The organism is Chryseobacterium sp. HNCC26DJ239, assembly GCF_057180445.1.
Window position 1 is genome coordinate 429,827 of the sequence record NZ_JBXUGJ010000003.1, and the last position, 23,917, is coordinate 453,743.

A 23,917-nucleotide genomic window follows, 5' to 3' on the forward strand; every position below is an offset into this window, starting at 1 on the left:
TTTTCATCTTTTTATTTTAACTGTTTTTGAAAGATTATTGAAATCAAGATATAATATATAATCACCAAAGGAATTCCTACGATTTTAAAGATTGCCAAAATAAGAATCGCACCAATCAATAAAGCCAGTTTTGGATAATTATCCTGTAATTTCATCGACTTGAATTTCATCGCAATCATTTTTATTGGGGAAATTAAAAGCCACGACGATAAAAAAGTAATTATTAAATAGGTTTCAGCGGTAAAATGCAAATGGAAGATAATTTCATCAGAATAATGTCCGATATAACGTAAAATATAAATCCCAAAAATCAAAATCGTATTGGATGGCGTGTTTAAACCTTTAAAATAGTATTTCTGTTCTTCATCCAAATTAAAAATTGCCAATCGTAAGCAAGAGAAAAGTGTGATGAAAAAACCTAAATATTTAATAGCAAAAGGAAGCTGCATTCCTAAAACTTCGTTCCCAAAAGGTTCTAGCATTTTAAACATCGCCAATCCCGGAATAAAACCGAAACTCACCATATCTGCCAAAGAATCGAGCTGTACACCAAGGTTGGAATTCGATTTTAAAGCTCTCGCCACAAAACCATCGAAAAAATCTAACACCAAAGACAGAATTATACAAATCGCAGTGGTAAGATAATCGCCAGAAAGCAAGTGTACAGCGCCAACGCAACCTGAAAATAGGTTTCCTAATGTGATGGCGTTCGCAAGATTGTTTTTAATGAAATTCATAGTCGCAAAATTACATTTTTTAAAAATCTCTGCCTTGCTTAATGTGAATTAAAAATTACATTGAGGTTAATTTAACGTAAATTTGCAAAGCAAAAAACTGAGATTATCGTCATTAATTATAGGTGTGTTGATGAAATTTTCTCAAAGTTTTTAAAACGAAATAGTTACATGAAGTTTTTCAAAGAATTCAGAAAAGAAGAGGTTCTCGTTTTGTGTTACAGAATTTTTCTTGCTTTTATTTTTTATCAGGCAGCCCGACTGTTGTTTTGGGTTTTCAACAAAAATTTAATTCAGGTAGAAAGTGTTTCAGATTATTTGAATCTCGCTTTTCATGGGATTGCGTTCGACCTTACTGCGATTTTGTATGTGAATGTTCTGTTCATTTTTTTAAGCTTAATTCCTGTTGTTATCAATACCAAAAGTGGGTATCAAAAGTTCCTTTTTTGGCTTTATTTTATTACCAACGGAATTGCTTTTGCGATGAATTTTGGTGATTTTATTTACTATAAATTTTCACAAACCAGACTTACCATTGCTGCGCTTCAGGTAGCAAAACATGAAAATAATATAGTGAAAGTTTTTGCGGCATCGGCAAAAGAACATCCTTTTGTGTTTATTTGGTTCGTCGTTTTGATGATTTTCTGGGTTTTTCTCTATAAAAGATTCAAAATTACGGATAAAAAACCTACGAAATTGGTTCCGTATTTTGTTTGGTCGGTTGTTACTTTGTGTATTTCTGCGGTTTTAATTGTTGGCGGAATTCGCGGCGATTTTAAACACAGTACAAGACCAATTAACTTAGTTGATGCCAATAAATTTGTGAAAACTCCTATTCAGGGAAATTTGGTTTTAAATTCTACGTTTTCGTTTTTCAGAACGTTGGGAACGAGCAATTTCAAAGAAGTACATTTTGTGGATGAAAAGTTTATCAATGATCATACTCAACCCTATAAAATCTACGAAAGACAGACCTCAAACCGACCGAATATTGTCATTTTCATTGTTGAATCTTTTGGAAGAGAATATTCTGGTGCTTTTAATAAAGATAAAAACATTAAAGATTATGTTTCTTACACGCCGTTTATCGATAGTTTGGCGCAAGAAAGTTTAATTTTTCCGAATACTTTTGCCAACGGAAGACAGTCGATTCATGGAATGAGCAGTATATTGGCGGGAATTCCGAGTTTAACGGATGCATTTACGAGTTCGCCATATTCTAACCAAAAAATACAGTCTATTGTTTCGGTTTGTAATGATTTGGGTTACGATACTTCTTTTTATCACGGTGCTCCAAACGGTTCGATGGGATTTTTAGGTTTCGGAAATATTTTAGGATTTAAACATTATTATGGCTTAAATGAATATCACGGCGACCAAGATTTTGACGGAATGTGGGCAATTTGGGACGAACCGTTTTTGCAATATTTCGCCAAAAATGTAGGAAAGCAGAAACCGTTTATGGCAACTGTTTTTACGGCTTCATCGCATCATCCTTTTAAAATTCCGGCAAAATATAATGGCAAATTTAAAAAAGGAAAAATTGAAATGCATGAACCTATTCAATACACCGATTATGCCATTAAAAAGTATTTTGAAACAGCTAAAAAAGAGCCTTGGTTTAAGAATACCATTTTTGTTTTTACAGGCGACCACACCAACCAGGTTTTTTATCCTGAATATGAAAAAGCAATGAATCGTTTTGCTGTTCCTTTGATTTTTTACTCGCCAAATCCTGAGTTTAATTTAAAAGGAATCAATAATGAAGAAGCGCAACAAATTGATATTTATCCAACTTTGGCAGATTTAATTGGTTACAACAAAAAAATAAGAAGTTGGGGCAGAAGTTTGGTGAATGAAAAGAAGTATCCTTCCTTAATTGTGAATTCAGACAGTGTTTCGGAGCAGTTTATTATCGGAAATTATCTGTATAGGTTCGATGGAAAAGAAATTACAGGATTGTATTTGAAGTCGGATTTAGGTTTTGAAAATAACCTTCTAGGGAAGGTGAAAAATGTGGAAATTGAAAAAGGAAAACTCCTTGCTAAAGCCTGGTATCAGGATTATATGGATAGAGTGATGAACAGAAAATTAAATTGATGTTTAAGAACTGTTTAAAAAAATAATTTCTTCAAAGTATTACTATTTATGCTTTGGATAATAAAAATGTTTGTTTGTTTAAAATTAATTTATATTTTTAACTTAGTAAGAATTTAAAAATCTATAATTAAAATTAAACTTTATCATATGAAAAAATTATTGTTGACGATAGCATTTTCTCTTGTAAGCGTTTTCTCTTTTGCACAGATTGAAGGAAAATGGAAAACCATAGACGACGAAACCGGAAAACCGAAATCTATCGTAGAAATATTTAAGAAAAATGACGGAAAATATTACGGAAAAATTGTACAGCTTTTGATAAAACCTGAAAATAACAATTGCGTAAAGTGTAAAGACGATCGTAAAAATAAACCACTTATTGGTTTAGAAATCATTAGAGGTATTGTAAAAGACGGCGACGAGTTTGGAGATGGTACTATCACTAATCCAAAAGATGGAAAAAGCTACAATACAGAATTAGAAAGAGATGGTAATACTTTAAAAGTGAAAGCTTTAATTATGGGAATTACCGTTAAAACACAAACTTGGCATAAGGTAAGCTAGGTTTTAGTAAACATAAAAGAAAAAAGGAGGTCTGTTTTGACCTCCTTTTGTTGTATGTATTGTAGAAATTACGCTAAAATTCTCTTCACCGCTTCTTTTACCGCTTCAGCGTCTATTTTGTACTTCTTCATTAATTCTGCTGGAGTTGCAGATTCTCCGAAAGTATCGTTTACCGCCACAAATTCTTGTCTTGTAGGTCTTTTTCTTGCTAACATTCCTGCAACAGATTCTCCTAAACCACCAAGGTAGTTGTGTTCTTCTGCTGTTACAATTTTACCGGTTTTTTCAACTGATTTTAGGATGATTTCTTCATCTAAAGGTTTAACTGTGTGGATATTGATAACTTCACAAGAAATTCCTTCTTTTTCTAATTCGTCTGCAGCAACCAAAGATTCCCACACTAAGTGGCCAGTTGCAACAATCGTTACATCTGTTCCTTCCTGTAAAAGAATTCCTTTTCCGATTTCGAAAGGCATATCTTCCGGAATAAATACAGGAACTACAGGTCTTCCGAATCTTAAATAAACAGGACCATGGTGTTCTGCAATGGCAAGTGTCGCCGCTTTTGTTTGATTGTAATCGCAAGTGTTAATTACCGTCATTCCCGGAAGCATTTTCATCATTCCGATGTCTTCTAAAACCTGGTGCGTTGCTCCGTCTTCACCTAAAGTAAGACCTGCGTGAGAAGCACAGATTTTTACATTTTTATCTGAATAAGCGATAGATTGACGAATTTGGTCGTACACTCTCGAAGTAGAAAAGTTGGCGAAAGTTCCCGTGAAAGGAATTTTTCCTGTGATGCTTAAACCTGCAGCCAATCCCATCATGTTTGCTTCTGCAATCCCGGTTTGGTAAAATCTTTCAGGAGCTTTTTCGATGAATTTCTCCATCTTTAAAGAACCGATAAGGTCTGCACAAAGTGCAACTACATTTGGGTTTGTATCTGCCAATTCAGCTAATCCAGCTCCGAATCCTGAACGTGTATCTTTTTTTTCTGTATATGTATATTTCATATTTTTTAAATTTTTAATAATTGATAAATGATAGTTGATGAATGAAGTTTTAAAAAGCTTCAAAAATCATTTATAACTTATCAATAATCATTTATAATTAGTAATCCGCCGGAGCTTCTAAATATAATTGTTTGAAAGCTGTATCTAATTGCTCATCATTTGGCGCTTTTCCGTGCCAAGCGTGAGTTCCCATCATGTAATCTACTCCGTTCCCCATAATGGTATGAAGAATAATTGCAACAGGTTTTCCTTTTCCGGTTTCTGTTTTTGCCAATTCCATGATTCCGATTACGGCTTCAAGGTCGTTTCCGTTTTTCTCTTCTAAAACTGTCCATCCAAAAGCTTCTAGTTTTGCATGAAGGTCACCTAAAGAAAGTACTTGGTCTGTGCTACCATCGATTTGTTGCCCATTGTAATCAATCGTAGCAATAATATTGTCTACTTTTTTTGCTGCTGCATACATGAAAGCTTCCCAAACTTGTCCTTCCTGCAATTCTCCGTCACCATGAAGTGTGTAAACCAGAGAAGTATCGTTGTCTAATTTTTTACCTTGTGCAACTCCTAAAGCTACAGAAAGTCCTTGTCCTAGAGAGCCAGAAGCTACTCTAATTCCTGGTAAACCTTCGTGAGTTGTAGGGTGACCTTGTAATCTTGAATCTAATTTTCTGAAAGTACTTAGTTCTTCCACAGGGAAGAAGCCAAATCTTGCCAAAGTAGAGTAGAAAACCGGTGAAATATGCCCGTTAGAAAGATAGAAATGGTCTTCGTTTTTACCTTCCATAGTGAAAGGAAGTTTGTAATTCATCACTTTTCCGTAAAGTGCCGTGAAGAATTCTGTACAGCCTAAACTCCCACCTGGATGACCAGAATTTACAGCGTGAACCATTCTTAAAATATCTCTTCTGATCTGTGTAGTAAGCGTTTTCAGCTCTTCGATGCTTTTGCTCATTCTTTTAGATTTAATTGCACACAAAGCTACAATTTTTTAGTGGCTTACGGAAACGAAAACACCTGCGAAATGATGCAGGTGTTTGTTAAAATTTAAATAAATATTGTTTTTAATCTCGATCTAGTTAAAGGTTTTTCGCAGCCCGACTTGAGTGGAGTTCTTTTTGTAAGTGTGGCAAAAGCTTAGGCACAAAAAAGCGGGTAGCCTTCGACAGGCTCAGGATAAACTTCAGCGGTTTAAGCTGCCCAAATAAAAAATTACACCACCTTCAAATAATTCTTATTCTTCACCAACCATAAACCGATAAACGTTAATAATCCGTTTAGAATAATCAATTCTACGCCAATTCTGTAATTGGTGTGTTCTGTGACTAGATAATTGATTAAATACGTTACAAATGGCGCAATTAAGGTAACTGTAAGGATTGAATATTTTTTTGAAATCTGAAATTTAGTGAAAATTCCGAAGGCGAAAAGTCCTAAAAGTGGTCCGTACGTGTAACCCGCAATTTCCATGATGAGGTAAACGATAGATTTGTCGTTTAGCGCTTTGAAAACCATAATTAGAATGAAGAAAACTGCCGTAAACGTTAAATGAACTTTCATTCTTAAACGTTTTTTCTCTTTTTCAGATTTGTTTTTGTCTTCATTTAGGTTGAGTAAATCTACGCAGTACGAACTGGTAACCGCCGTTAAAGCGCCATCTGCAGAAGGGAAAAGCGCAGAAATTAAACCAATAATAAATATTACCGAAATAATCATCGGGAAATGCCCTTGAAGTGAAAGTGCAGGGAAAAGATCGTCTCCCATAATGTTTTTGATATTTCCTGAAGCGTCTTTAAACCCGAAAATATTACTTGCAACATCTCCATTCATCATTTGACCATATTCTGCACCATTTTGAATGGCAAAAAGATAAAGCAAACCTCCTAAAAATAGGAAAGCCAAATTAACAAAAAGCAAAGTTCCTGCGAAAGTAAGCATGTTTTTCTTAGAGTTTTTCAGGTTGTCTACCGAGATGTTTTTCTGCATCATTTCTTGGTCTAAACCTGTCATCGCAATGGTAATAAAAATTCCGCCTAAAATAGTTTTAAGGAAAAAAGTTTTAGAATTAGGGTCAAAATTGATGAAATGAGTGTAGTTTTTCTGTTCTAAAATCGTGTAAGCTTCTCCAAAAGAAAGATTTAAATTAGATAAAATATAAACGATACACGCCACCAAACTGATAATCATAAACGAAGTTTGCAACGTATCGGTAATTACGATGGTTTTTACACCGCCTTCAAAAGTGTATAAAAGTACCATTAATAAAAGTACCAAAGCAGTTACCCAAAACGGAACTCCCAAACCTTCTAAAAGGAAAATCTGTAAAACATTGACCACCAAATATAATCTCGCAGTCGCCCCAATCGCTCTGGAAACAATGAAGAAAACCGAACCAATTTTATGTGCTTCAACATTAAATCTCTTTCCTAAATACGTGTAAATCGACGTGAGATTCATCTTGTAATAGAGCGGAAGTAGAACTGCAGCCACAATAAAATACCCGATGAAAAAGCCAATTACCATCATGTAGTATTCGAAACCGCCAAAAATGTATTCGCTTCCGGTCATTTTCCCAACCGTTCCGGGAACTGAAATGAAGGTTACGCCACTTAAGCTGGTTCCTATCATTCCGAAGGCAACGAGCCACCATTTACTTTTTTTGTTTCCGATGAAGAAAGACTGGTTGTCTGAATTTCGGCTGGTGAAATAAGAAATCACCAAAAGCCCCACGAAATAAACAAAAACAAAAATTAATAGCGTTGTTCCAGGATTCATTGTAAAATTTTAAAATTTTACAAATATAGTTTTTTTAATAACTGTCTTAAAAAAAGTATTTTCCTGAATGATGTTATTCTAAATTATCTTGCTGAGAATTTTCGGGGAAGTTTTTAAAAATAATTTCTCGGTGAGGAAATGGTATATTTATTCCTAATTCTCTAAATTTTGCGTCTATTTTTAAAATCAAATCACTTTTCACATCATTACCGTGTAAGAAATGGGCTACCCAATATTTAACCACCAAATTAATTGAACTTTCATCAAAATCGGTTACCCAAACTATAGGTTCAGGAATTGTAAGAATTGAATCATTGGAGCCAAGTATTTCTTCTAAAGTTGTTTTTGCTAACATCAAATTTGTGCCATATTCTACGCCGATAGTTATTTCATAACGCCTTTTATTGCTGCTTAAAGTCCAGTTGGTTACGTTTTGGTTAAGAAGTTCACCATTCGGCATAATGACATCGGCTCCGTCGAAGGTTTTAATGATACTGCTTCTAATTCCGATGGATTTCATTTGACCGGTTTGTCCGTTCATTTCAATAATATCGCCAATATTTACGGGTTTTTCAAAAGCGAGGATAATGCCACTTACAAGATTATTGGTGATAGATTGAAGTCCTAAACCAATACCAACGCCAAGTGCACTAAGAATCATGGTGATACGGTCTAAAGGAAAACCTGCAATAACAAATGCCATGATGATTCCGGAAGAAACAATCCCAATTCTGATGAGAAGAAGCCAGCTTCCTAATTGTTTTTTTTCTGTCTTTTCTTGATTGGTTGTAGAAATAAATGAAACGATTTTTGAAATAACAACTGCCGAAATAATTACCGCGAAGAAAAATAGAATATTCTGAAAACTGTAAGTGAAATCGCCAATATTTCTTTCTTTAGTAAGTGCTTCTGAGATAGGTTTCGTAGTGCTTTGATACCAATAGGTTCCTCTAAAAATAAGTACAAACCAACCCGAAAAAAGAATAATATATCGTAGTGATGAAATTTCATGAGATTCGTATTCCAAAAGATTAATTTCACTTTTTTCGTCTGCAGATTGCGTCTGAATGTAATCTGAATACCTGAAAATGTCTAATGTTTTAGACAAAGTAAATAGTAAAATGTGAGTAAGAAAAACCGTAATTAATCCCGTTACAATAAATGCTTTTCCAAGATTGTAATTTCCTATAAGTAAAAAAATAAGACCTATAAATTGCATGGTGGAAATGGCTATAAATATACCTCTGTAAATTTCTCTGTAGTTTTCCCTGTGTTTAATAAAATACCAAAGATGAAGAGATATTGTTGCTAAAGACAGAAGTAGTAAAAATACAACTTCACCAAAAGAAGGAAGCAATAGATTGTTCGAGAAAAATGCGCAGAGAATAAGCAATGTATTTATTCTCCAGTATTTTTTCTGTGCTTGCGAATTTGTTTTTCTGGAGACAATTCTAAAAGCAATCAATAAGAAAATCCAAATAAGGCATAGAAATGAAAACGGAGGATGGTTGAAGAAAAAATGAGTAATTGTAACAGAAATAACCGATGCAACGATAAAAGGATGATTAAAAAGCTGAATTCTATATTTGAAATCGCCTAACAATCCTGTTGTTTTATATTTGTTTTTTAAAATTTTAAGATAGGTTCCAATGATTAAAGTTCCTAAAATCATAAAAAGAAAAAGATGGGTGTGGTTGCCAACATAAAATAAAACAAGGAAAAATTCTTTAATAAATGAAGACGTAAAAGAAGAAGCCACGCTTTCAGTATAGCTAGAAGCGGTAAACAAACTGTGTCTTTGCGAGAAAATATTTTCCTGCATTTGTGCTCTTAGTTTATCTGTTTCTAAAATATCATTCTGAAGCTCAAACTTGAAAGCTCTTGCATCAAATTGTACTTTGTTGATGCTGTCTAAAGCGCCTTTAAATCTGGTATTAATTTTATCAACATCTTTTGTAATGCTATTGAGTTTTTCAAGGTAGATTTCTCTTGTCTTAGAATCAGAAGGAAGTTGGTAAAGAACCGGATTTATAATGAGCGAATCTATTTTAGTTTGGCTATTGGTAAGCGCTTTTTGATTGCCATCAATTTTTTTTAGTTGCTCTTCAGTATTGCTTAAAATTTCGTTTAGCGTGGTCGAAGTAAGCGTTACATTTCTTACCGATTGTATTTTTTCAGGGTTTTGAAGTACTGTTTGTAAAGCATAAACTTTTATTTTTTTAATACTCTTTAAACTTGAAACCAAATATTTGTAATCGATACCTTTTTTCAAAACGAGGCTTCCTTCCCGAATAGAAGCATCGATTTTAGACAGAATATGGTTCTGTTTTCGGCTAATGCTATTTTCGTTGAAGTATTTTTTGTTCTTCTCGAGTGTCGCAATTTCCTTACTTTGCTTTTTTTGTTCTAAAATTAAAGAATCATTAGCAAAGATTTTTTTTTCAAAAGATTTTGCACTGATTGCCCCTGAAAAAAAAATGAAGGTAAAAAATGCAAAAAATAAAAGGTATTGGTAAAGATTTTTCATATTTGGGAACAAATTAAATGTGAAAATTTTACGAAATTAATACATCCTGAATCTCTTTATCTTTTTGAAAACTCGCCTTTGCAAAAGGACAAAGTGGGATAATGGTCTTATGATTTTCTCTTGCAAATTGTACAGCGGCGAGAAGCATTTCTTTTCCAACACCTTTTCCATTATAGATTTCTTCAACTTCGGTGTGATCGATAATGAATCGTTGTTCTCCAGCCCAAGTGTAAGTCATTAAACCGGCGTGTTTTCCGTCGATAAGAGCTTCGAAACTTCCGTGTTTTTCGTCGTTTTTTTGTTGTATTTCTATCATATTTTAAGAAAATTTGGTTTGAATTTCAATTTCGTTAGTTAATATTTTATGAACCGGACAAGCATCTGCAATAGTGTTGAGTCTTTTCATTTGTTCTTCGTCTAGATTTGCGCCCTCAAAACTGATGTTTCTTTTAAAAATCGCCATTTTTGTTAAAGGAAAGTTTTCCAACTCAACTTCTACTTCAATTTTTTCAACCTGCCATTCTTTTCGGTCAATATACATTCTCAGTGTAGCAGCGGTGCAGCTTGCCAAAGATGTTGCGAGAATTTCTAAAGGGTTAAAACCTTGGTTTTGTCCGCCTTTATCAATAGGTTCATCGGTTATTAAAGTGTTTTCACCGGCGACAACTTCGGTGTAATATTTTGTGACTCCTAAACTTGCTTTTACGGTTACAGACATGGTTTTTAAGTAATTAGTTACGGGTAATGAGTAATTTTGATAATTGATGGGTTTCCACAGATTTCACAGATTTACGCAGATTTTTTTATTAGAGATGCAATAGAAAATCTTTGATTTTCAAAACTGATGAGCTCTTTTTAGCGTAAGGTTTTAAACTTAAAACTTATGTAACACATGTGTTAAAGCTTTTGTGGTTAATAATTATCCAATCAGCTTTTTAAAACTCTCAATCTTTGATTTTAGCTCTTTTAATATTTCTGGGTTGATAACGCCGCTTTCCAAATCAAAATTTTCATAAAATTTAGGCAAAGAGAACGTTTCTTTAATATCTGCACCAAAGTTTGGAAAGAATGTTTTTGCCGTATTCATCACATTTCCGCCTCCATAACCACCGGGAGAAGTAGACATTAATAACATAGGTTTGTCTTGAAAAACTTTTACATTAATTCTTGAAGCCCAATCGAAAACATTTTTAAAAGCTGCAGAGTATGAGCGATTATGTTCCGCTAAAGAGCAGATAATTACATCACAGTTTTCAATTTGCTTTAAAAATAAATGAGCAGCCTCTGGAAACCCTTTTTTCTCTCTGTCAACCGAGAAAACGGGCATGTCGTAGTCGTTAAGGTCGATTAAATTAATATCATCATCTTGAAAATCTTTCAAAACAAATTTTACTAATTCTCTGTTAATTGAAGTGGAAGATGTACTTCCTGCAAAAGCTAATATTTTCATGTTCTGAGATTCAATATTTAATATTCAAAATTATTTCCTATTCAAAATTGCTTTTGGAAGTGGTACAAATTCTTTGTCGTCTCCTGGAATTAAAGGAAAAGCCTCGTGGTTTTGGTCATTCCAGTTTACTTTTGCTTCTTCAATTTTTTCTTTATCTGAATTCACGAAATTCCAAAAAATATGTCTTTCTTCAGGAAATGGTTCGCCGCCAAAAAGATAAATTGTGGTGTTTTCATTAATTTCAAACTCACAAAGCGAAGCGTTTTTAGCAATTAACAGTTGTTTTGTGCCATAATCGTTTCCTTCAATATTTACGCTTCCTTCCAAAACATACATTCCTACTTCGCCAAAAAGATGATAGCCGATATTTAGCTTTTGTTTGTTTTTACTTTTAATTTCCACAAAATAAAGCGGACTATGAACGGGAACCGCAGATTTTTTACCAAAAGCTTCTCCCGCAATCAATTTATATTCTGTATCGCCTTCTGTCCAAGACGGAATTTCATCGGCTTCGATGTGAAAAAACGTAGGTTCTGTTTGTTCTAATTCTTTCGGCAAAGCCACCCAAATCTGAAATCCATGAAGAAACTGCGGCGAATCTCGCAAATATTCTGGCGTTCTTTCCGAATGTACAACGCCTTTACCGGAAGTCATCCAATTAACAGCTCCTGGTTTTATTTCTGTGGCAGAACCTAAACTGTCTCGATGAAAAATAGAGCCTTCGAAAAGATACGTTAATGTAGAAAGGCCAATGTGTGGATGTGGCGGAACATCAAAATTCTGAAACTCTTTTAAGCAAGTTGGTCCCATGTGGTCGATAAAAATGAAAGGCCCCACCGAACGTTTTTCACGAAAAGGAAGGAGTCTTCCGACAAGAAAATTGCCTATATCTGCAGCTCTTTCTTCTACAATAAGGCCAATATTTGACATCATAATTTTTGGTTTTGGATTTTTAAATTTAGTTAATTTTTTGCTAATTGAATTAGTGTTTATGCAATAAAAATATTTTATCACAAAATTTACAAAAGGATTTAACTTCGTTTTTTAAGTTTATAATAATCTTAACTATAAGTTCAAAAAAGCTTTTTTTTAAAATTAAAGAAATAATCTGTGTTAATCCGTTCAATCTGTGGAGATTTGTGACTTTTGCGGTTTCAAAAGATTTATAAACTGTCATATTTCTCAAACTTTTCATCCACAATTCTTTTCCATTCTGGGTTTTTCTTGATGTAGGCAAAAACGTATGGACAATAAGGAAGGAGCTTTTTACCGTTGTCTTCAATGTAATGCAGTGTTTTCTCTACAACCGCTGCTGCAGCGCCAGTTCCGGCGAGTTCCGGTTCTGCTTCTGTGTGAATTAATGCAATTTTATCACCTACTTCTCGGTAATCAATAAAGGCAAAATGTCCGTTTACATTAATTTCAAATCTTTTGTCTGTTTTGTTGAGTGGGATGTTTTCAAATTCAGCTTTCATGATTTTTTTATTTTAAGTGTTAATTGTTTTGGTTGCTGCCATTCTCTGTACAAAGTAAAACGTCTTTTTATATTGAAACTCCTTCTTTGTTGGAAAGACAGCGAGTTTATAATTATTTTAATCTTCCAGATATCCGAATCTTCCTAAATTGAAATCTTCAAACGCTTGCATAATTTCCTTTTTGGAATTCATTACAAAAGGTCCGTGTGCAACAATGTTTTCGTGTAAAGGTTCGCCGCTTAGAATTAAAATTACGGAATTTTCTTCAGCTTGAATGCTAAAATTTTCGCCTTCATTTTCAAAAACTATAAAATGATCTTGCGCTACTTTTTCAGTGTTATTGATGGTGATGCTGCCTTCAACAACCAAAGCTGCGGTGTTGTAGTTTGCTGGGAAACTGAATGCTGCTTTCCCACCTTTATTTAGTTTTGCATTCAGCATATTTACGGGGCTAAAGGTTTTGGCAGAACCTTTTATACCGTTGTAATTTCCAGCAATAACTTCTAAAACTCCATTTTCTCCCAAATCTACTTTTTGAATTTCAGAATTTTTTATACTTTGATATTTCGGGCAACTCATTTTGTACACAGAAGGAAGATTTACCCAAATTTGAACCATTTGAAAAAGTCCTCCTTTTTTAGACCATTCTTCTTCGTGATATTCTTTGTGCAAAACTCCTTTTGCAGCAGTCATCCATTGCACGTCGCCTTCCCCAATAATTCCGCCTCCTCCGGCGCTGTCGTGATGCTGAACTTTCCCGTGATAAGCAATCGTAACGGTTTCAAAACCTCTGTGCGGATGAACGCCAACTCCTTTTGGTGTTTCTGAAGGCTCAAAATAATGTTTCGCATTATAATCGAGCATAATAAAAGGATCCATTCTTTGCATTCCGAATCTTTGATTTCCGGGAATGAAATTATGTACTCTAAAACCATTACCTACAAAATGGGCAGGTTTTGGAGTAATTACGCTTTCTACTTTTCTATTTGACATAATATTGTGTGTTTAATTTTAAACAAAAGTAGAACATGCGCACCTCAATTTCGTTGATGTGTGATAAGTTTGAAAAAGAGTGTTTTTTGAGAGTGAAGGTTTAATTTAAATCAAAAAAAAATAATAAATTTTTACTCTTGAGAGTTCATGTTTTTACCATCAGAAATGTGAAGTCTTCTAAATACCAAAGAGGAAATTATGGTAAGAATTCCTATCGTTAAAAAAGTATATCTAAATGCATTGTGAATATCGTTTTCAATAATTTTCGGACTGTTTTCGTAGATTTTTAAAACAATTAAACCAAAAGCAATCCCAAAACCAATCGCCAATTGTTGGTTAACTGAAAGAAGCGAGTTTCCGCTGCTGGTTTGGAAGCTTCGTAAATCTGCAATTGAAATGGTATTCATCGAAGTGAATTGAATGGAATTGAAAAATCCCATCACCGCAATAATTGGTACGAACCAAAAAATTGAAGTATGTATTCCCGGAATGGCAAGACAACAAATTAAGCAGCCAATGACAAAAGTATTGACCATAAGTGTTCTCTTGTAACCGAATTTGTTTAAAATTTTAATAACAGAAGATTTACCAAACATTGCAGTTAATGCCATTGGAGCGATAATCCATCCTGAAACAACGGCAGTTTGATTGTATGCAATTTGAATCATTAAAGGAAGCAGGAGTGGAACGGAAGAAATTCCTAGCCTTGTCGCAAGATTGCCTACAATTCCAACTCTGAAAGTTCTTACTTTAAACAAACTCAAAGGAAAAATTGGGTTATTTCTTTGTTGCGCATGTCTGTAATAATAGTAAAATAATATAAATCCTAAAATAAAAATTAGCAAAACGGGCGTTGTGTTTTTCAAATCTCCGAATAGCTCTAATGAAACCGAAAGTAGGAGAGAAGCTGCCGCAAAAATGATGAATCCTTTAAAATCGAAATCGGTGTTTCTGGAATTGTAGTTCGGCATAAATTTTAAACCTAAAACGATTCCTAAAATTCCAATCGGAATATTGATGAGGAAAATCCAGTGCCACGAAAGATAATCTACCATATAACCACCGACTAATGGTCCCAGAACAGGCCCGATTAATGCAGGGATAATCGCGAAATTCATTGCCTTTAATAATTCATTCTTATCAAAGGTTTTAATTAAAGCAAGTTTTCCGACGGGGGTCATTAAACTTCCTCCAACTCCTTGAATAACTCTTGAAATCACTAACTGAGTAAGATTGTGTGACAAAGCACAGAATAGCGACCCCAAACTGAATAATATCAAAGAAAAAACAAATATTTTTCTCGTACCAAACCGATCTGCTAAAAAACCACTTGCCGGCATAAATACGGCTAAAGTAAGAACGTAACTGATGATTGCGTTCTGCATGTTGAGTGGCGATTCATTTAAATCTTTAGCGATAGAAGGTAAAGAGGTGTTGAGAATCGTAGAATCGAGCATCTGCATAAAAATAGCAGTTGCTAAAATGAGAGGTAATATTTTTTTTACGGTTTGTCGGGTAGATTGCGATTCAGGCATAAGCTGTAGTTTAGATTTCAAAGGGGCGAAATCTATATAAAATTAAAAAAGTCTTGCGATTTCTCACAAGACTTTTGGTTTTTATTTTCTCGGTTTTTCAACCCCGATCCAAGCTTCTCCTTCTCTTTTTACCTGGCTTAAGGTAAAGTTTTCAAAGTCGTCGGTTTTGTATTCGATATTATCTTTATTTTGCTCAAAAGGCATAATGTAGTAGTATACTTTATCGGTTTTATCCGTTCTTGTACCTTTCTTCATTGTAGGCATATACTTCGTTTCAAACTTATATTTTGGAAGATATTGCTTTACAGAAGCGTAAAACTGCTTGTTGCTTTTTTCGTTTGGAATAATATCTACAATTTTGAAATCGTCATTTTTTTTGTCGATCCAAAGATAGAAGTTCTTTTCTTCTTTTGTTTTCTTGTTGTAAGAAGCAAAACCAAATACTTCTTTAGGTACAAGTTCTTTTATTTTTTCTGGATCTACTTTCGTCCAATACTCTCCTTTAGAAGGATCTACGTAAGTTTCTAAATTGTATAGAAGCACCTCGTTGTTTTGAAAGTTTTTGTTCTTAAAGTATTGATCGAGAGAGAGTTGAGCGGTATGTCTAAGTTCTTTTCCTCTATCATCAAGGTCTTTAGTCTCGTTTTGTGGGTTTACTTTTTTCACAAATTCGTACAAAACTACTGGTTTTACCTCTTTAAGATGCGGAAATGTTTTTAAATACTCAGCTTTTACCAGCCAATAATATTGCTGATAGTAGTCGTCTTTTTCCTTGTCTTTTACAGATTTATATTGGAGTGCGAGTTTTTTTGAGTTGAGGGTTTTTCCAAACCTACCTTGCCCGAATGCCAAACTGACAGCCAACAAAGCAAATAAAACACTTACTTTTCTTTTCATTACAAACACAAATTATAGATATAAATATTTTTTAACTTTTCAAATATAATTATTTCTTTGGTAATACGTTTAATTATTAGTTAAATTATCAGAATATTCTTTGTTTTCTTCATAAAAAAACGACTGAAGATGTGTAAACTGATTATTTAAACTAAAACTTTTGGCATTAAACCGCAGGTTCTTGCTGGCTAAGACAATGGAAGCTTCCCAATCCCCAAATAATTTCTGTAGAATCAATTCCTACCACTTTTCTCTCCGGAAAACATTTCTGAATGATTTCTAAAGCTAAAGCATCTTTATCGCATCTGTAGGTTGGAACAATTACATGATGATTCGAGATGTAAAAATTAGCATAAGAAGCAGGCAATCTTTGATCTTCCCAAATAACCGGATCGGGCATTGGAAGCTCAATTATGTTTAAAGGAGTTCCGTCCAAAAGCTTCATTTCCTTCAACTGTTGAAGATTGGTTTGAAGAATTTCGTAATTATCGTCTTCAGGATTGTCTTCTACAACCGTGAGAACTGTATTTTCGTTTACAAATCTTATCGTGTCGTCAATATGGCCGTCTGTATCATCGCCTACAATGCCGTCTTCTACCCAAAGAATTTGCTCCTGTCCGTAATAATTTTTCAGATATTCTTCAATTTCTTCCTGAGAAAGATGTGGATTTCTGTTTTTGTTTAAAAGACAAGATTTTGAGGTAAGAATAGTTCCTTTTCCGTTAAATTCTACACTTCCGCCTTCCATCACAATTCCGGGATGGAAAACTGGGATTTCAAATTCTTTTCCAATTTTGGTAGGAACTACATCGTCTAGATCAAAAGGAGGATATTTGTTTCCCCAAGCGTTATAACCCCAGTCTACAATTACTTTTTGCTCTTCGGCTTCGGGATTTACAAGAAATGCGGGGCCATGATCTCTGCACCAAGCGTCGTTAGTTTCGTTTAGAAAAAATTCTATATTTTCTAGATTTGCACCGGCTTGCATAATACAATCCATTGCAAATTTTTGCATTTTTTCGTCTTTTACATTGATGCGCACAAACTCGTCCTGAGAAAGAATTTTAATAAATTCACAGTAAAACGGATAAATTTCATCTAGTTTTCCTGGCCAAGATTCTTCTTTGTGAGGCCAGCTTAGCCAAGTTGCTTCGTGCGGTTCCCATTCTGCAGGAAATCTGTAGCCTAGTTTTTTTGGGGTGTTTGTATCGAGGGTATTCTCTGTTGTCATAATATTTTTTTAATGAAAAACGATTAACTGTTTCTAAAATTTCGCAATTCGTTTTCGATTTCTTCTATAGTTGGAAGACTGCTTTTAAGATTTTCAGGAAGTTTTTCAACAAAACTTATTTCGCTGATTCCGATAGGCTTGTTGATGCCCCGAAGAGCGAATTCTGCTTCAATGTTGTCTTTGTCTTTACAGAGTAAAATCCCAATTGTAGGATTGTCTGTTGTATCTTTTATGATGGTATCTACCGCGGAAAGATAAAAATTAAGTTTACCTGTAAATTCTGGTTTAAATTGAGTGTTTTTGAGCTCAATTACGATATAGCACTTTAATTTAGTATGGTAAAAAAGCAGGTCGAGATAGTAATCTTTTTGTGAAATTTCCAAATGATATTGTGATCCGATAAAAGCAAAGCCTTTCCCTAATTCAAGTAAAAACTTTGCAATATGCTGAATTAATTGATTTTCTAAATCTCGCTCTTTAATGTTTTGATCAAAACTTAAAAAACTGAAAATATAAGGGTCTTTTAAGGTTTGATTGGCTAAATCTGACAGCGGTTTCGGTAACGTAGTTTCAAAATTATTGACTGATTTTCCTTGCCTTTCTATAAGATTGGATTTAATTTGGATGTCTAAAATATCTCTACTCCAATTGTTTTCAATACATTTTTCGGCGTACCAAAACCTTAAATCTTTTTCTTTTATTTTTTCAATTAAAAGAATATTGTGTCCCCAAGGTAATTTTGCCACAAGCTGTGGCAAATTTGAATTGTCTGAATATTCCCTATAAAAAGCAAGCATTCTTCCAAGGTTTCTTTCGGAAAAACCTTTTAAATTTGGAAATTCAGATTTAAGATCTTTTGCAAGAAGTGGGATTACTTTTGAAGACCAACCTTTTTCTTTTTGCTTTTGTGCAATGTCGTTCCCAATATTCCAATAGAGATGAATCATTTCAGCATTTACCGCCAATGCAGCCTTAAGCTGAGAACTTAAAATTCTCTGCTTAATATCTTGTAAAAGATTTGGGTAAATGCTGTCTATCATTTAGATAATTAAAACTTAATCTTCGTCTATAAATCTCTTGGTAATCGGGCTGTATGTTTCAATTCTTCTGTCTCTCAAGAAAGGCCAGTGTTTGCGGAAATAATCTGTTTGAGACAAATCTAATTCTGTAACCACAACTTCTTCTTGATCGTGAGAACCTAAATAAAGTAATTTTCCTTGTGCGTTGGTTACAAAACTTCCGCCCCAGAATTTCATCGCACCATCTTGTTCAAAACCAACTCTGTTTACAGAAACTACAGGAACTCCGTTGGCAACGGCATGAGAACGTTGGATGGTTTGCCAAGCGTTGTATTGGTCTTGGTTGGTTTCTTCATCTTGGTCTGTTGCCCAACCAATTGCTGTAGGGTAGAACATAATGTCTGCCCCCATTAATGCAGTAATTCTTGAAGCTTCCGGATACCATTGATCCCAACAAATTAAAACTCCAATTTTAGCAAATTTAGTTTTGAAAACTTTGTATCCAAGATCTCCTGGAGTAAAATAGAATTTTTCGTAAAATGCAGGGTCATCCGGAATGTGCATTTTTCTGTACTTTCCAAGGTAAGTTCCGTCTGCGTCGATTACTGCGGTTGTGTTGTGGTATAAACCTTCGGCTCTTTTTTCAAATAATGAAGCGATAATTACAACACCAAGCTCTTTAGCAACAGGTGAAAGCGCATCAGTTGACGGTCCTGGAATAGCTTCCGCAAGGTCGAAATTATCATAATCTTCTACATCGCAGAAATATAATGAAGTGAAAAGTTCTTGAAGGCAAACAATCTGTGCGCCTTTTGCAGCAGCTTCTCTTACTTTTTCTATGGCTTTGTTCAGGTTGGTTTGCTTGTCTGCAACGCAAGACATCTGAACGGTTCCTACTTGTACTTTAGACATTGTGTATGTTGGATTTTTATTTTAAAAATTTTAATGCAAAAATATGAAATTTTTAAGGCTTATTAAAACCTATTTTTTATTGCAAAAACTTTGCAAAATCTATGCTTATTTGTTCTTTAATTTCTTTCGATAGGATTGTCGTAATAACTTATTTTCTTTATCAACATGTTTTTGTATTCTCTCAGAAGATTTGGGTCTATATTTGGATTTACAACATCTGCACCCTGTAAAGGGTCTTTTTCGTAATTTCTTCGGAGCTGTTTTATCTTCTCTTTTGAAACATTAATACTTCCTATCTGTCTTTCGTTTAGAGAATCAAATTGAATGTTGCAATTGGTTTTACACAAAATATTTCCTTTCAGTTCCCAAGAATATTCATGTTCTGAATCTTCGATTTTTACGATAAGTCCGGGAAGTCCAAAGAATTTGTATGGTCCGTCATTTATCGGAATTTCAGAAGTGAACCAAGCTGTCCATTTTCTTCCTCCAAATTCGGTTGTGGCTTTTTGCGTGTTGTATTTTTGAATGGTTGCAGTTTCTTTATCCAGTTTCCAATTGAGGTTTATTTTTTCGGTGTAATTGTAGTTGTTCATTTCACCGATATATTCTTTTTGAGTAATTTTTCCTTTCTCTTTGATGATTTTTACACTGTTTTTCGGTAGATTTTTATTGAATTGAACTCAATCGAAATTAGCAAACTGGTCTGAATGTTCCTGTGAAGCAATAATAATAGAATCGTAACGGGCAAGGTCTTGATTTAAATAAAGCGATTTGTCTTTATCAATATCGAGAATTGTTAAAATGGTTTCTTTGTCAGTTGATTTTGAATTGGGTTTGTATGTTAATTCGTAATAAAATCGATTAACCTGTGAGAAAAATAGTGTTGAAAAACATAAGAGCAAAAAACTAAAACTTTTAATCATTACATAACTTTTGGAAAATTAAATATAACTAAAAATCCCACAAAAATGAATTCGTAGGATTGTAGTTTAAAATCAAATCAATTCTTTATGTTTTAATAAGAATCTTCGTGCACAGAAATTACGGCTCTTCCGCTTGGGTCGTTCATTTTTTTGAACGCTTCGTCCCATTCTAGGGCTATCGGCGTAGAGCAGGCTACAGAAGGAACAGAAGGAACAGTTGCAGCGGCAGTTTCGCTTGGGAAATGTTCTTCAAAAATAGTTCTGTATCTGTACTCTTCCTTGTTTTGTGGCGTGTTCAAAGGGAATCTGAATTTCGCATTTGCCATCATTTCGTCAGTAACTTGTTTTTCTGCGATGTCTTTTAAGGTATCAATCCAAGAGTAGCCAACTCCGTCAGAAAACTGTTCTTTTTGTCTCCAGGCGATAGATTCTGGTAATAAATCTTCAAATGCTTTTCTTAAAACCCATTTTTCAATTTTACCTTCATCTTTGCGAATCATTTTATCTTCAGGGTTTACGTTCATCGCAATGTCCATAAATTCTTTATCCAAGAAAGGAACACGACCTTCAATTCCCCAACTCATCAATGCTTTGTTGGCTCTTAAACAATCGTAAAGGTGAAGTTTTCCTAGTTTTCTTACCGTTTCATCGTGAAATTCTTTTGCATTCGGTGCTTTGTGGAAGTAAAGATATCCTCCAAAAAGTTCATCAGAACCTTCGCCGGAAAGTACCATTTTAATTCCCATCGATTTTATGACTCTTGCTAAAAGATACATCGGAGTAGAAGCTCGAATAGTCGTAACGTCATACGTTTCAAGATGATAAATAACGTCTCTTACGGCATCAATTCCTTCCTGAACGGTAAAATTTACTTCGTGATGAACACTTCCAATATGTTCTGCAGCTTTTCTTGCAGCTTCTAAATCTGGCGAACCAACTAAACCAACGGCAAAACTGTGAAGTCTAGGATACCAAGCTTCCTGTGTGTCGCCACTTTCTATTCTTTGACGGGCAAATTTTGCTGTTACCGCCGAAATAATTGATGAATCTAAACCTCCGGAAAGTAAAACTCCATAAGGAACATCGCTCATTAATTGTCTGTGAACGGCTTCTTCCAATCCTTTTCGGATAGCTGAAATATCAGTTTTGTTGTCTTTTACGGCGTCAAAACTTTCCCAATCTCTTTTGTACCATTGTTGTAATTCAGAACCTTTGATGCTGAAGAGATAATGTCCTGGTAAAAACGTTTCGATAGTGTTGCAAACGCCTTCTAAAGCTTTAAGTTCAGATGCGATATAGTAATTTCCGTTTTTGTCCCAACCTTGGTAAAGCGGACAAATTCCCATGTGGTCTCTCGCGATGAGGTACGTGTCGTTTTTTAAATCATATAGTGCAAAAGCGAAAATACCATTGAGTTTTTCAATAAAATCTTTGCCGTATTTTTGATATAAAGCAATAATTACTTCACAGTCTGATTCGGTTTGAAACTCGTAATCTGGGAATTCTTTTTTTAATTCTCTATGGTTGTAGATTTCCCCATTCACTGCTAAAACGATATTTCCGTCTCTAGAAAACAAAGGTTGTTTCCCGGAAGTTGGATCTACAATAGCAAGTCTTTCATGAGAGAATAAAACTTTATCGCTTTGAAAAACACCGCTCCAATCTGGACCACGGTGACGAATTTTTTTAGACATTTCTAAAACCTGAGGTCTTAGGATTTCGGTCTTTTGTTTGGCGTCAAATAGACATACAATTCCGCACATATTCTTTTAATTTGAAACAAAACTATGATTATAGTTAAAAACAAACAAGTAAATTTGTAAATTGGTTAAAAATTTTAACTAAAAAGTGAGAATAGATTAATTAAATTAATTTTATAAAGTAAAAATAGCGGTTTTGGTTAAAAATTTTCATTATGAAGCATTAAACGCTATAAAAAGACATGACATCTGTCCGTTTTTTAAAAATAGTGGTTATTGGGTATTGTTGGTGTGAAAATTTTTCACGTACTTTGAACCGAAATAATTTTTTTTCATCATTTGTGTTTTTACCTTCTTGCGAGTAATTGCAAGAAGGTTTTGTTTTTTTAGTCGTTACCCAATAATACTCCCGAAACATTCCAAGAACTAAAGCTGCTTCCTTCTTTTTCGCCTTGCGGAATCTTCACCTGAATGCGATGTTTCCCTGCTTTTAAATCACCAAGATGTATAAATTGTGGGTTTGTTACCGTTCCGGGACACCAGTTTGAACGGCTTAAATCTGATGAAGAGAGTCCGTCTGAAAAGTTTCCAGAAGCTGGGTTGAAAAGTCTGTAAGAACCACATTCTGACCTCCAGGGAATGAAAGAAAGTACTTTTTCTCCATCTACAAAAATCGTGTTGGGTTTAGGCAAAAATTCATCACCGTTTTCCCAACCTCCATGTCCGGAAGTTATGTAGCGCATGGTAATGTTTTTAATATCTCTATCTAGAGTGAATTCAACAAAAAGTCCATTGTCGTTATCAAACATAGTCGCATAATCTTGTTGCGCCATCTCCATAATATTGAGCGTGTTGAATACTGGAATCGCTACATTGTTTTTGTAAATCTGCTGGTCGCTTTTGTGAATCGTAATGTCTAAACTTACTTTGTGACCGCCTTTGTCGTAATTTCCGATGAAAGTTCCAACCCAAATTTCTTTTTCAGATAATGCAGGTTTTAGTTCTGTAATATCTTGTCTGAACGGACTTACCGTTTGCCAAACTTTATCCTTTAATTGAATGTGATTGAATTTATTAATCCCAAATGAAGTGAAAAAACGCATCATTTCTACTGCGGGAAGATAATTTTCTGTTGCTGTTACGCCAAAATATTGTTTTCCGTTTCCGTTTTCGAATGCGGGAAGGGTTTTTACTCCATTCTGAAGCCCGTCGAAAAAGCTTTGCTGTTTGTCTTGAGGAATGTAAAAAACAGTTCCGGTTCTGTCGTAAGCGTCGCCGTTGCTTTGTTGTTTTACTTCAACAAAAATATTTTCGCCCTGAGAAATTTTTGGGAATTTTACTTTTTTTAAAATAATGGTTCCGTTTGCAAATCTTTTGATGCTGTCATTCGATTTTGATTGGTCTGAAAAGTTGATGATTTCGTTTTCAAAAACCTTAATTGTGGTAAATTTACTTTTCCAAAGTAAATCTCTATAACTCAAAAGGTCGGTCGTAGAAGCTTCTTTGTTGATGATTTCAGCAATTCCTGTTTTCTTAATTTTTTTTAGTAAAACTGCGGTGGTTGCAGAGTTTCCGTTTCTTTCAATTTGAAGAACCAAACCTAAATTTTGTCCTAAACTTGAAAGTCCTCCCTTTAATTTTAAATCTGAAGTGTACCAAACTTCAATCGTATTTGAGTTTATTTTCGTAACTGCTTTTTTACAGTTGTAGCCTAAAATTTTCTTGGTTTCTGGCTTTAATTCAAATTCTTGCTTAGCGATAGATTCGGCATCGGAAGTGGAAACAATTTTATTTGAATTTAAAAAACCATAAGAAACTATTGTATTTGAAGGTTTTTCTATCTTGCTGATTTCGAAGGGAAAACTTGTTTTTTTATTTGCGATGTCTGTGTTTAAAATATAGTTCTCGGTTTCATTTACCCAAACTAAAGTTTTTGGCTGGTTGGTTTGCGGTTTTCCGTTGTTAGAGCTTTCATATTGGATTTCGTAGGTTTGAGAAAATATGAAAGTTGAAACCAGAATAAAGAAAAGTGTTGTTATCTTGTTCATTTTAAATTGAATGAAATTTGTATTGCA

Annotated in this window: 22 protein-coding genes; 2 read left to right on the forward strand and 20 right to left on the reverse strand. The window is 34.2% G+C overall.

Annotated elements, in window-relative coordinates; translation table 11 throughout:
- Positions 1–11: 11 nt before the first annotated feature.
- On the reverse strand, positions 12–737 hold the full coding sequence (locus AC2A1D_RS08650) for a CDP-alcohol phosphatidyltransferase family protein (protein ID WP_484043230.1): 726 nt from the start codon (positions 735–737) through the stop codon (positions 12–14).
- A gap of 168 nt (positions 738–905) precedes the next feature.
- Here AC2A1D_RS08650 and AC2A1D_RS08655 point away from each other — a divergent pair, with 168 nt between their 5' ends.
- A complete protein-coding gene (locus tag AC2A1D_RS08655) occupies positions 906–2,834 on the forward strand; it encodes an LTA synthase family protein (RefSeq protein ID WP_484043231.1) in 1,929 nt (642 codons plus the stop codon).
- A gap of 147 nt (positions 2,835–2,981) precedes the next feature.
- Positions 2,982–3,398 carry a DUF2147 domain-containing protein gene (locus AC2A1D_RS08660; protein ID WP_484043232.1) on the forward strand — a complete coding sequence of 139 codons (417 nt, stop codon included), beginning with the start codon at positions 2,982–2,984 and terminating at the stop codon, positions 3,396–3,398.
- A 68-nt stretch (positions 3,399–3,466) separates the two neighbouring features.
- On the opposite strand, the gene AC2A1D_RS08665 is transcribed toward AC2A1D_RS08660, so the two are convergent.
- The 19 genes from AC2A1D_RS08665 to AC2A1D_RS08755 form a co-directional block, all read right to left on the reverse strand.
- Positions 3,467–4,411 (reverse strand): transketolase family protein, encoded by a 945-nt coding sequence (locus AC2A1D_RS08665; RefSeq protein WP_484043233.1) that lies wholly within the window; start codon positions 4,409–4,411, stop codon positions 3,467–3,469.
- Positions 4,412–4,508: 97 nt separating this feature from the next.
- Positions 4,509–5,360, reverse strand: a complete 852-nt coding sequence (locus tag AC2A1D_RS08670) for a transketolase (RefSeq protein ID WP_484043234.1) — start codon at positions 5,358–5,360, stop codon at positions 4,509–4,511.
- A gap of 257 nt (positions 5,361–5,617) precedes the next feature.
- Positions 5,618–7,180 carry a sodium:solute symporter gene (locus AC2A1D_RS08675; protein WP_484043235.1) on the reverse strand — a complete coding sequence of 521 codons (1,563 nt, stop codon included), beginning with the start codon at positions 7,178–7,180 and terminating at the stop codon, positions 5,618–5,620.
- Positions 7,181–7,253: 73 nt separating this feature from the next.
- Positions 7,254–9,707: a mechanosensitive ion channel family protein gene (locus AC2A1D_RS08680; RefSeq protein WP_484043236.1), complete on the reverse strand. Its 2,454-nt coding sequence runs from the start codon at positions 9,705–9,707 to the stop codon at positions 7,254–7,256.
- 28 nt (positions 9,708–9,735) lie between these two features.
- Positions 9,736–10,023: a GNAT family N-acetyltransferase gene (locus tag AC2A1D_RS08685; protein ID WP_484043237.1), complete on the reverse strand. Its 288-nt coding sequence runs from the start codon at positions 10,021–10,023 to the stop codon at positions 9,736–9,738.
- Between the two features lie 3 nt (positions 10,024–10,026).
- Positions 10,027–10,425 carry an OsmC family protein gene (locus AC2A1D_RS08690; protein ID WP_484043238.1) on the reverse strand — a complete coding sequence of 133 codons (399 nt, stop codon included), beginning with the start codon at positions 10,423–10,425 and terminating at the stop codon, positions 10,027–10,029.
- 201 nt (positions 10,426–10,626) lie between these two features.
- On the reverse strand, positions 10,627–11,157 hold the full coding sequence (locus tag AC2A1D_RS08695) for an NADPH-dependent FMN reductase (RefSeq protein WP_484043239.1): 531 nt from the start codon (positions 11,155–11,157) through the stop codon (positions 10,627–10,629).
- Positions 11,158–11,187: 30 nt separating this feature from the next.
- Positions 11,188–12,087: a pirin family protein gene (locus AC2A1D_RS08700; RefSeq protein ID WP_484043331.1), complete on the reverse strand. Its 900-nt coding sequence runs from the start codon at positions 12,085–12,087 to the stop codon at positions 11,188–11,190.
- Between the two features lie 233 nt (positions 12,088–12,320).
- Positions 12,321–12,632: a GNAT family N-acetyltransferase gene (locus AC2A1D_RS08705; protein ID WP_484043240.1), complete on the reverse strand. Its 312-nt coding sequence runs from the start codon at positions 12,630–12,632 to the stop codon at positions 12,321–12,323.
- 117 nt (positions 12,633–12,749) lie between these two features.
- A complete protein-coding gene (locus tag AC2A1D_RS08710; protein ID WP_484043241.1) occupies positions 12,750–13,625 on the reverse strand; it encodes a pirin family protein in 876 nt (291 codons plus the stop codon).
- A 131-nt stretch (positions 13,626–13,756) separates the two neighbouring features.
- Positions 13,757–15,160 carry a DHA2 family efflux MFS transporter permease subunit gene (locus AC2A1D_RS08715; protein WP_484043242.1) on the reverse strand — a complete coding sequence of 468 codons (1,404 nt, stop codon included), beginning with the start codon at positions 15,158–15,160 and terminating at the stop codon, positions 13,757–13,759.
- Positions 15,161–15,241: 81 nt separating this feature from the next.
- Positions 15,242–16,057: a hypothetical protein gene (locus AC2A1D_RS08720; RefSeq protein WP_484043243.1), complete on the reverse strand. Its 816-nt coding sequence runs from the start codon at positions 16,055–16,057 to the stop codon at positions 15,242–15,244.
- A gap of 166 nt (positions 16,058–16,223) precedes the next feature.
- Positions 16,224–17,288, reverse strand: coding sequence for an agmatine deiminase family protein (locus AC2A1D_RS08725; protein ID WP_484043244.1), 1,065 nt, complete (start codon positions 17,286–17,288; stop codon positions 16,224–16,226).
- Between the two features lie 23 nt (positions 17,289–17,311).
- Entirely contained in the window at positions 17,312–18,328 is a 1,017-nt protein-coding gene (locus AC2A1D_RS08730) for a PDDEXK nuclease domain-containing protein (RefSeq protein WP_484043245.1), read from the reverse strand.
- A 15-nt stretch (positions 18,329–18,343) separates the two neighbouring features.
- The gene (locus tag AC2A1D_RS08735; RefSeq protein WP_484043246.1) at positions 18,344–19,219 is read right to left on the reverse strand and encodes a carbon-nitrogen hydrolase; all 876 of its coding nucleotides are present in this window, start codon (positions 19,217–19,219) and stop codon (positions 18,344–18,346) included.
- A gap of 116 nt (positions 19,220–19,335) precedes the next feature.
- The gene (locus tag AC2A1D_RS08740; protein ID WP_484043332.1) at positions 19,336–19,860 is read right to left on the reverse strand and encodes a GLPGLI family protein; all 525 of its coding nucleotides are present in this window, start codon (positions 19,858–19,860) and stop codon (positions 19,336–19,338) included.
- Positions 19,861–19,899: 39 nt separating this feature from the next.
- Positions 19,900–20,142 (reverse strand): hypothetical protein, encoded by a 243-nt coding sequence (locus tag AC2A1D_RS08745; RefSeq protein ID WP_484043247.1) that lies wholly within the window; start codon positions 20,140–20,142, stop codon positions 19,900–19,902.
- Between the two features lie 92 nt (positions 20,143–20,234).
- Positions 20,235–21,905: an asparagine synthase B gene (asnB, locus tag AC2A1D_RS08750; protein ID WP_484043248.1), complete on the reverse strand. Its 1,671-nt coding sequence runs from the start codon at positions 21,903–21,905 to the stop codon at positions 20,235–20,237.
- 323 nt (positions 21,906–22,228) lie between these two features.
- Positions 22,229–23,890, reverse strand: coding sequence for a PNGase F N-terminal domain-containing protein (locus AC2A1D_RS08755; protein ID WP_484043249.1), 1,662 nt, complete (start codon positions 23,888–23,890; stop codon positions 22,229–22,231).
- Positions 23,891–23,917 lie beyond the last annotated feature (27 nt).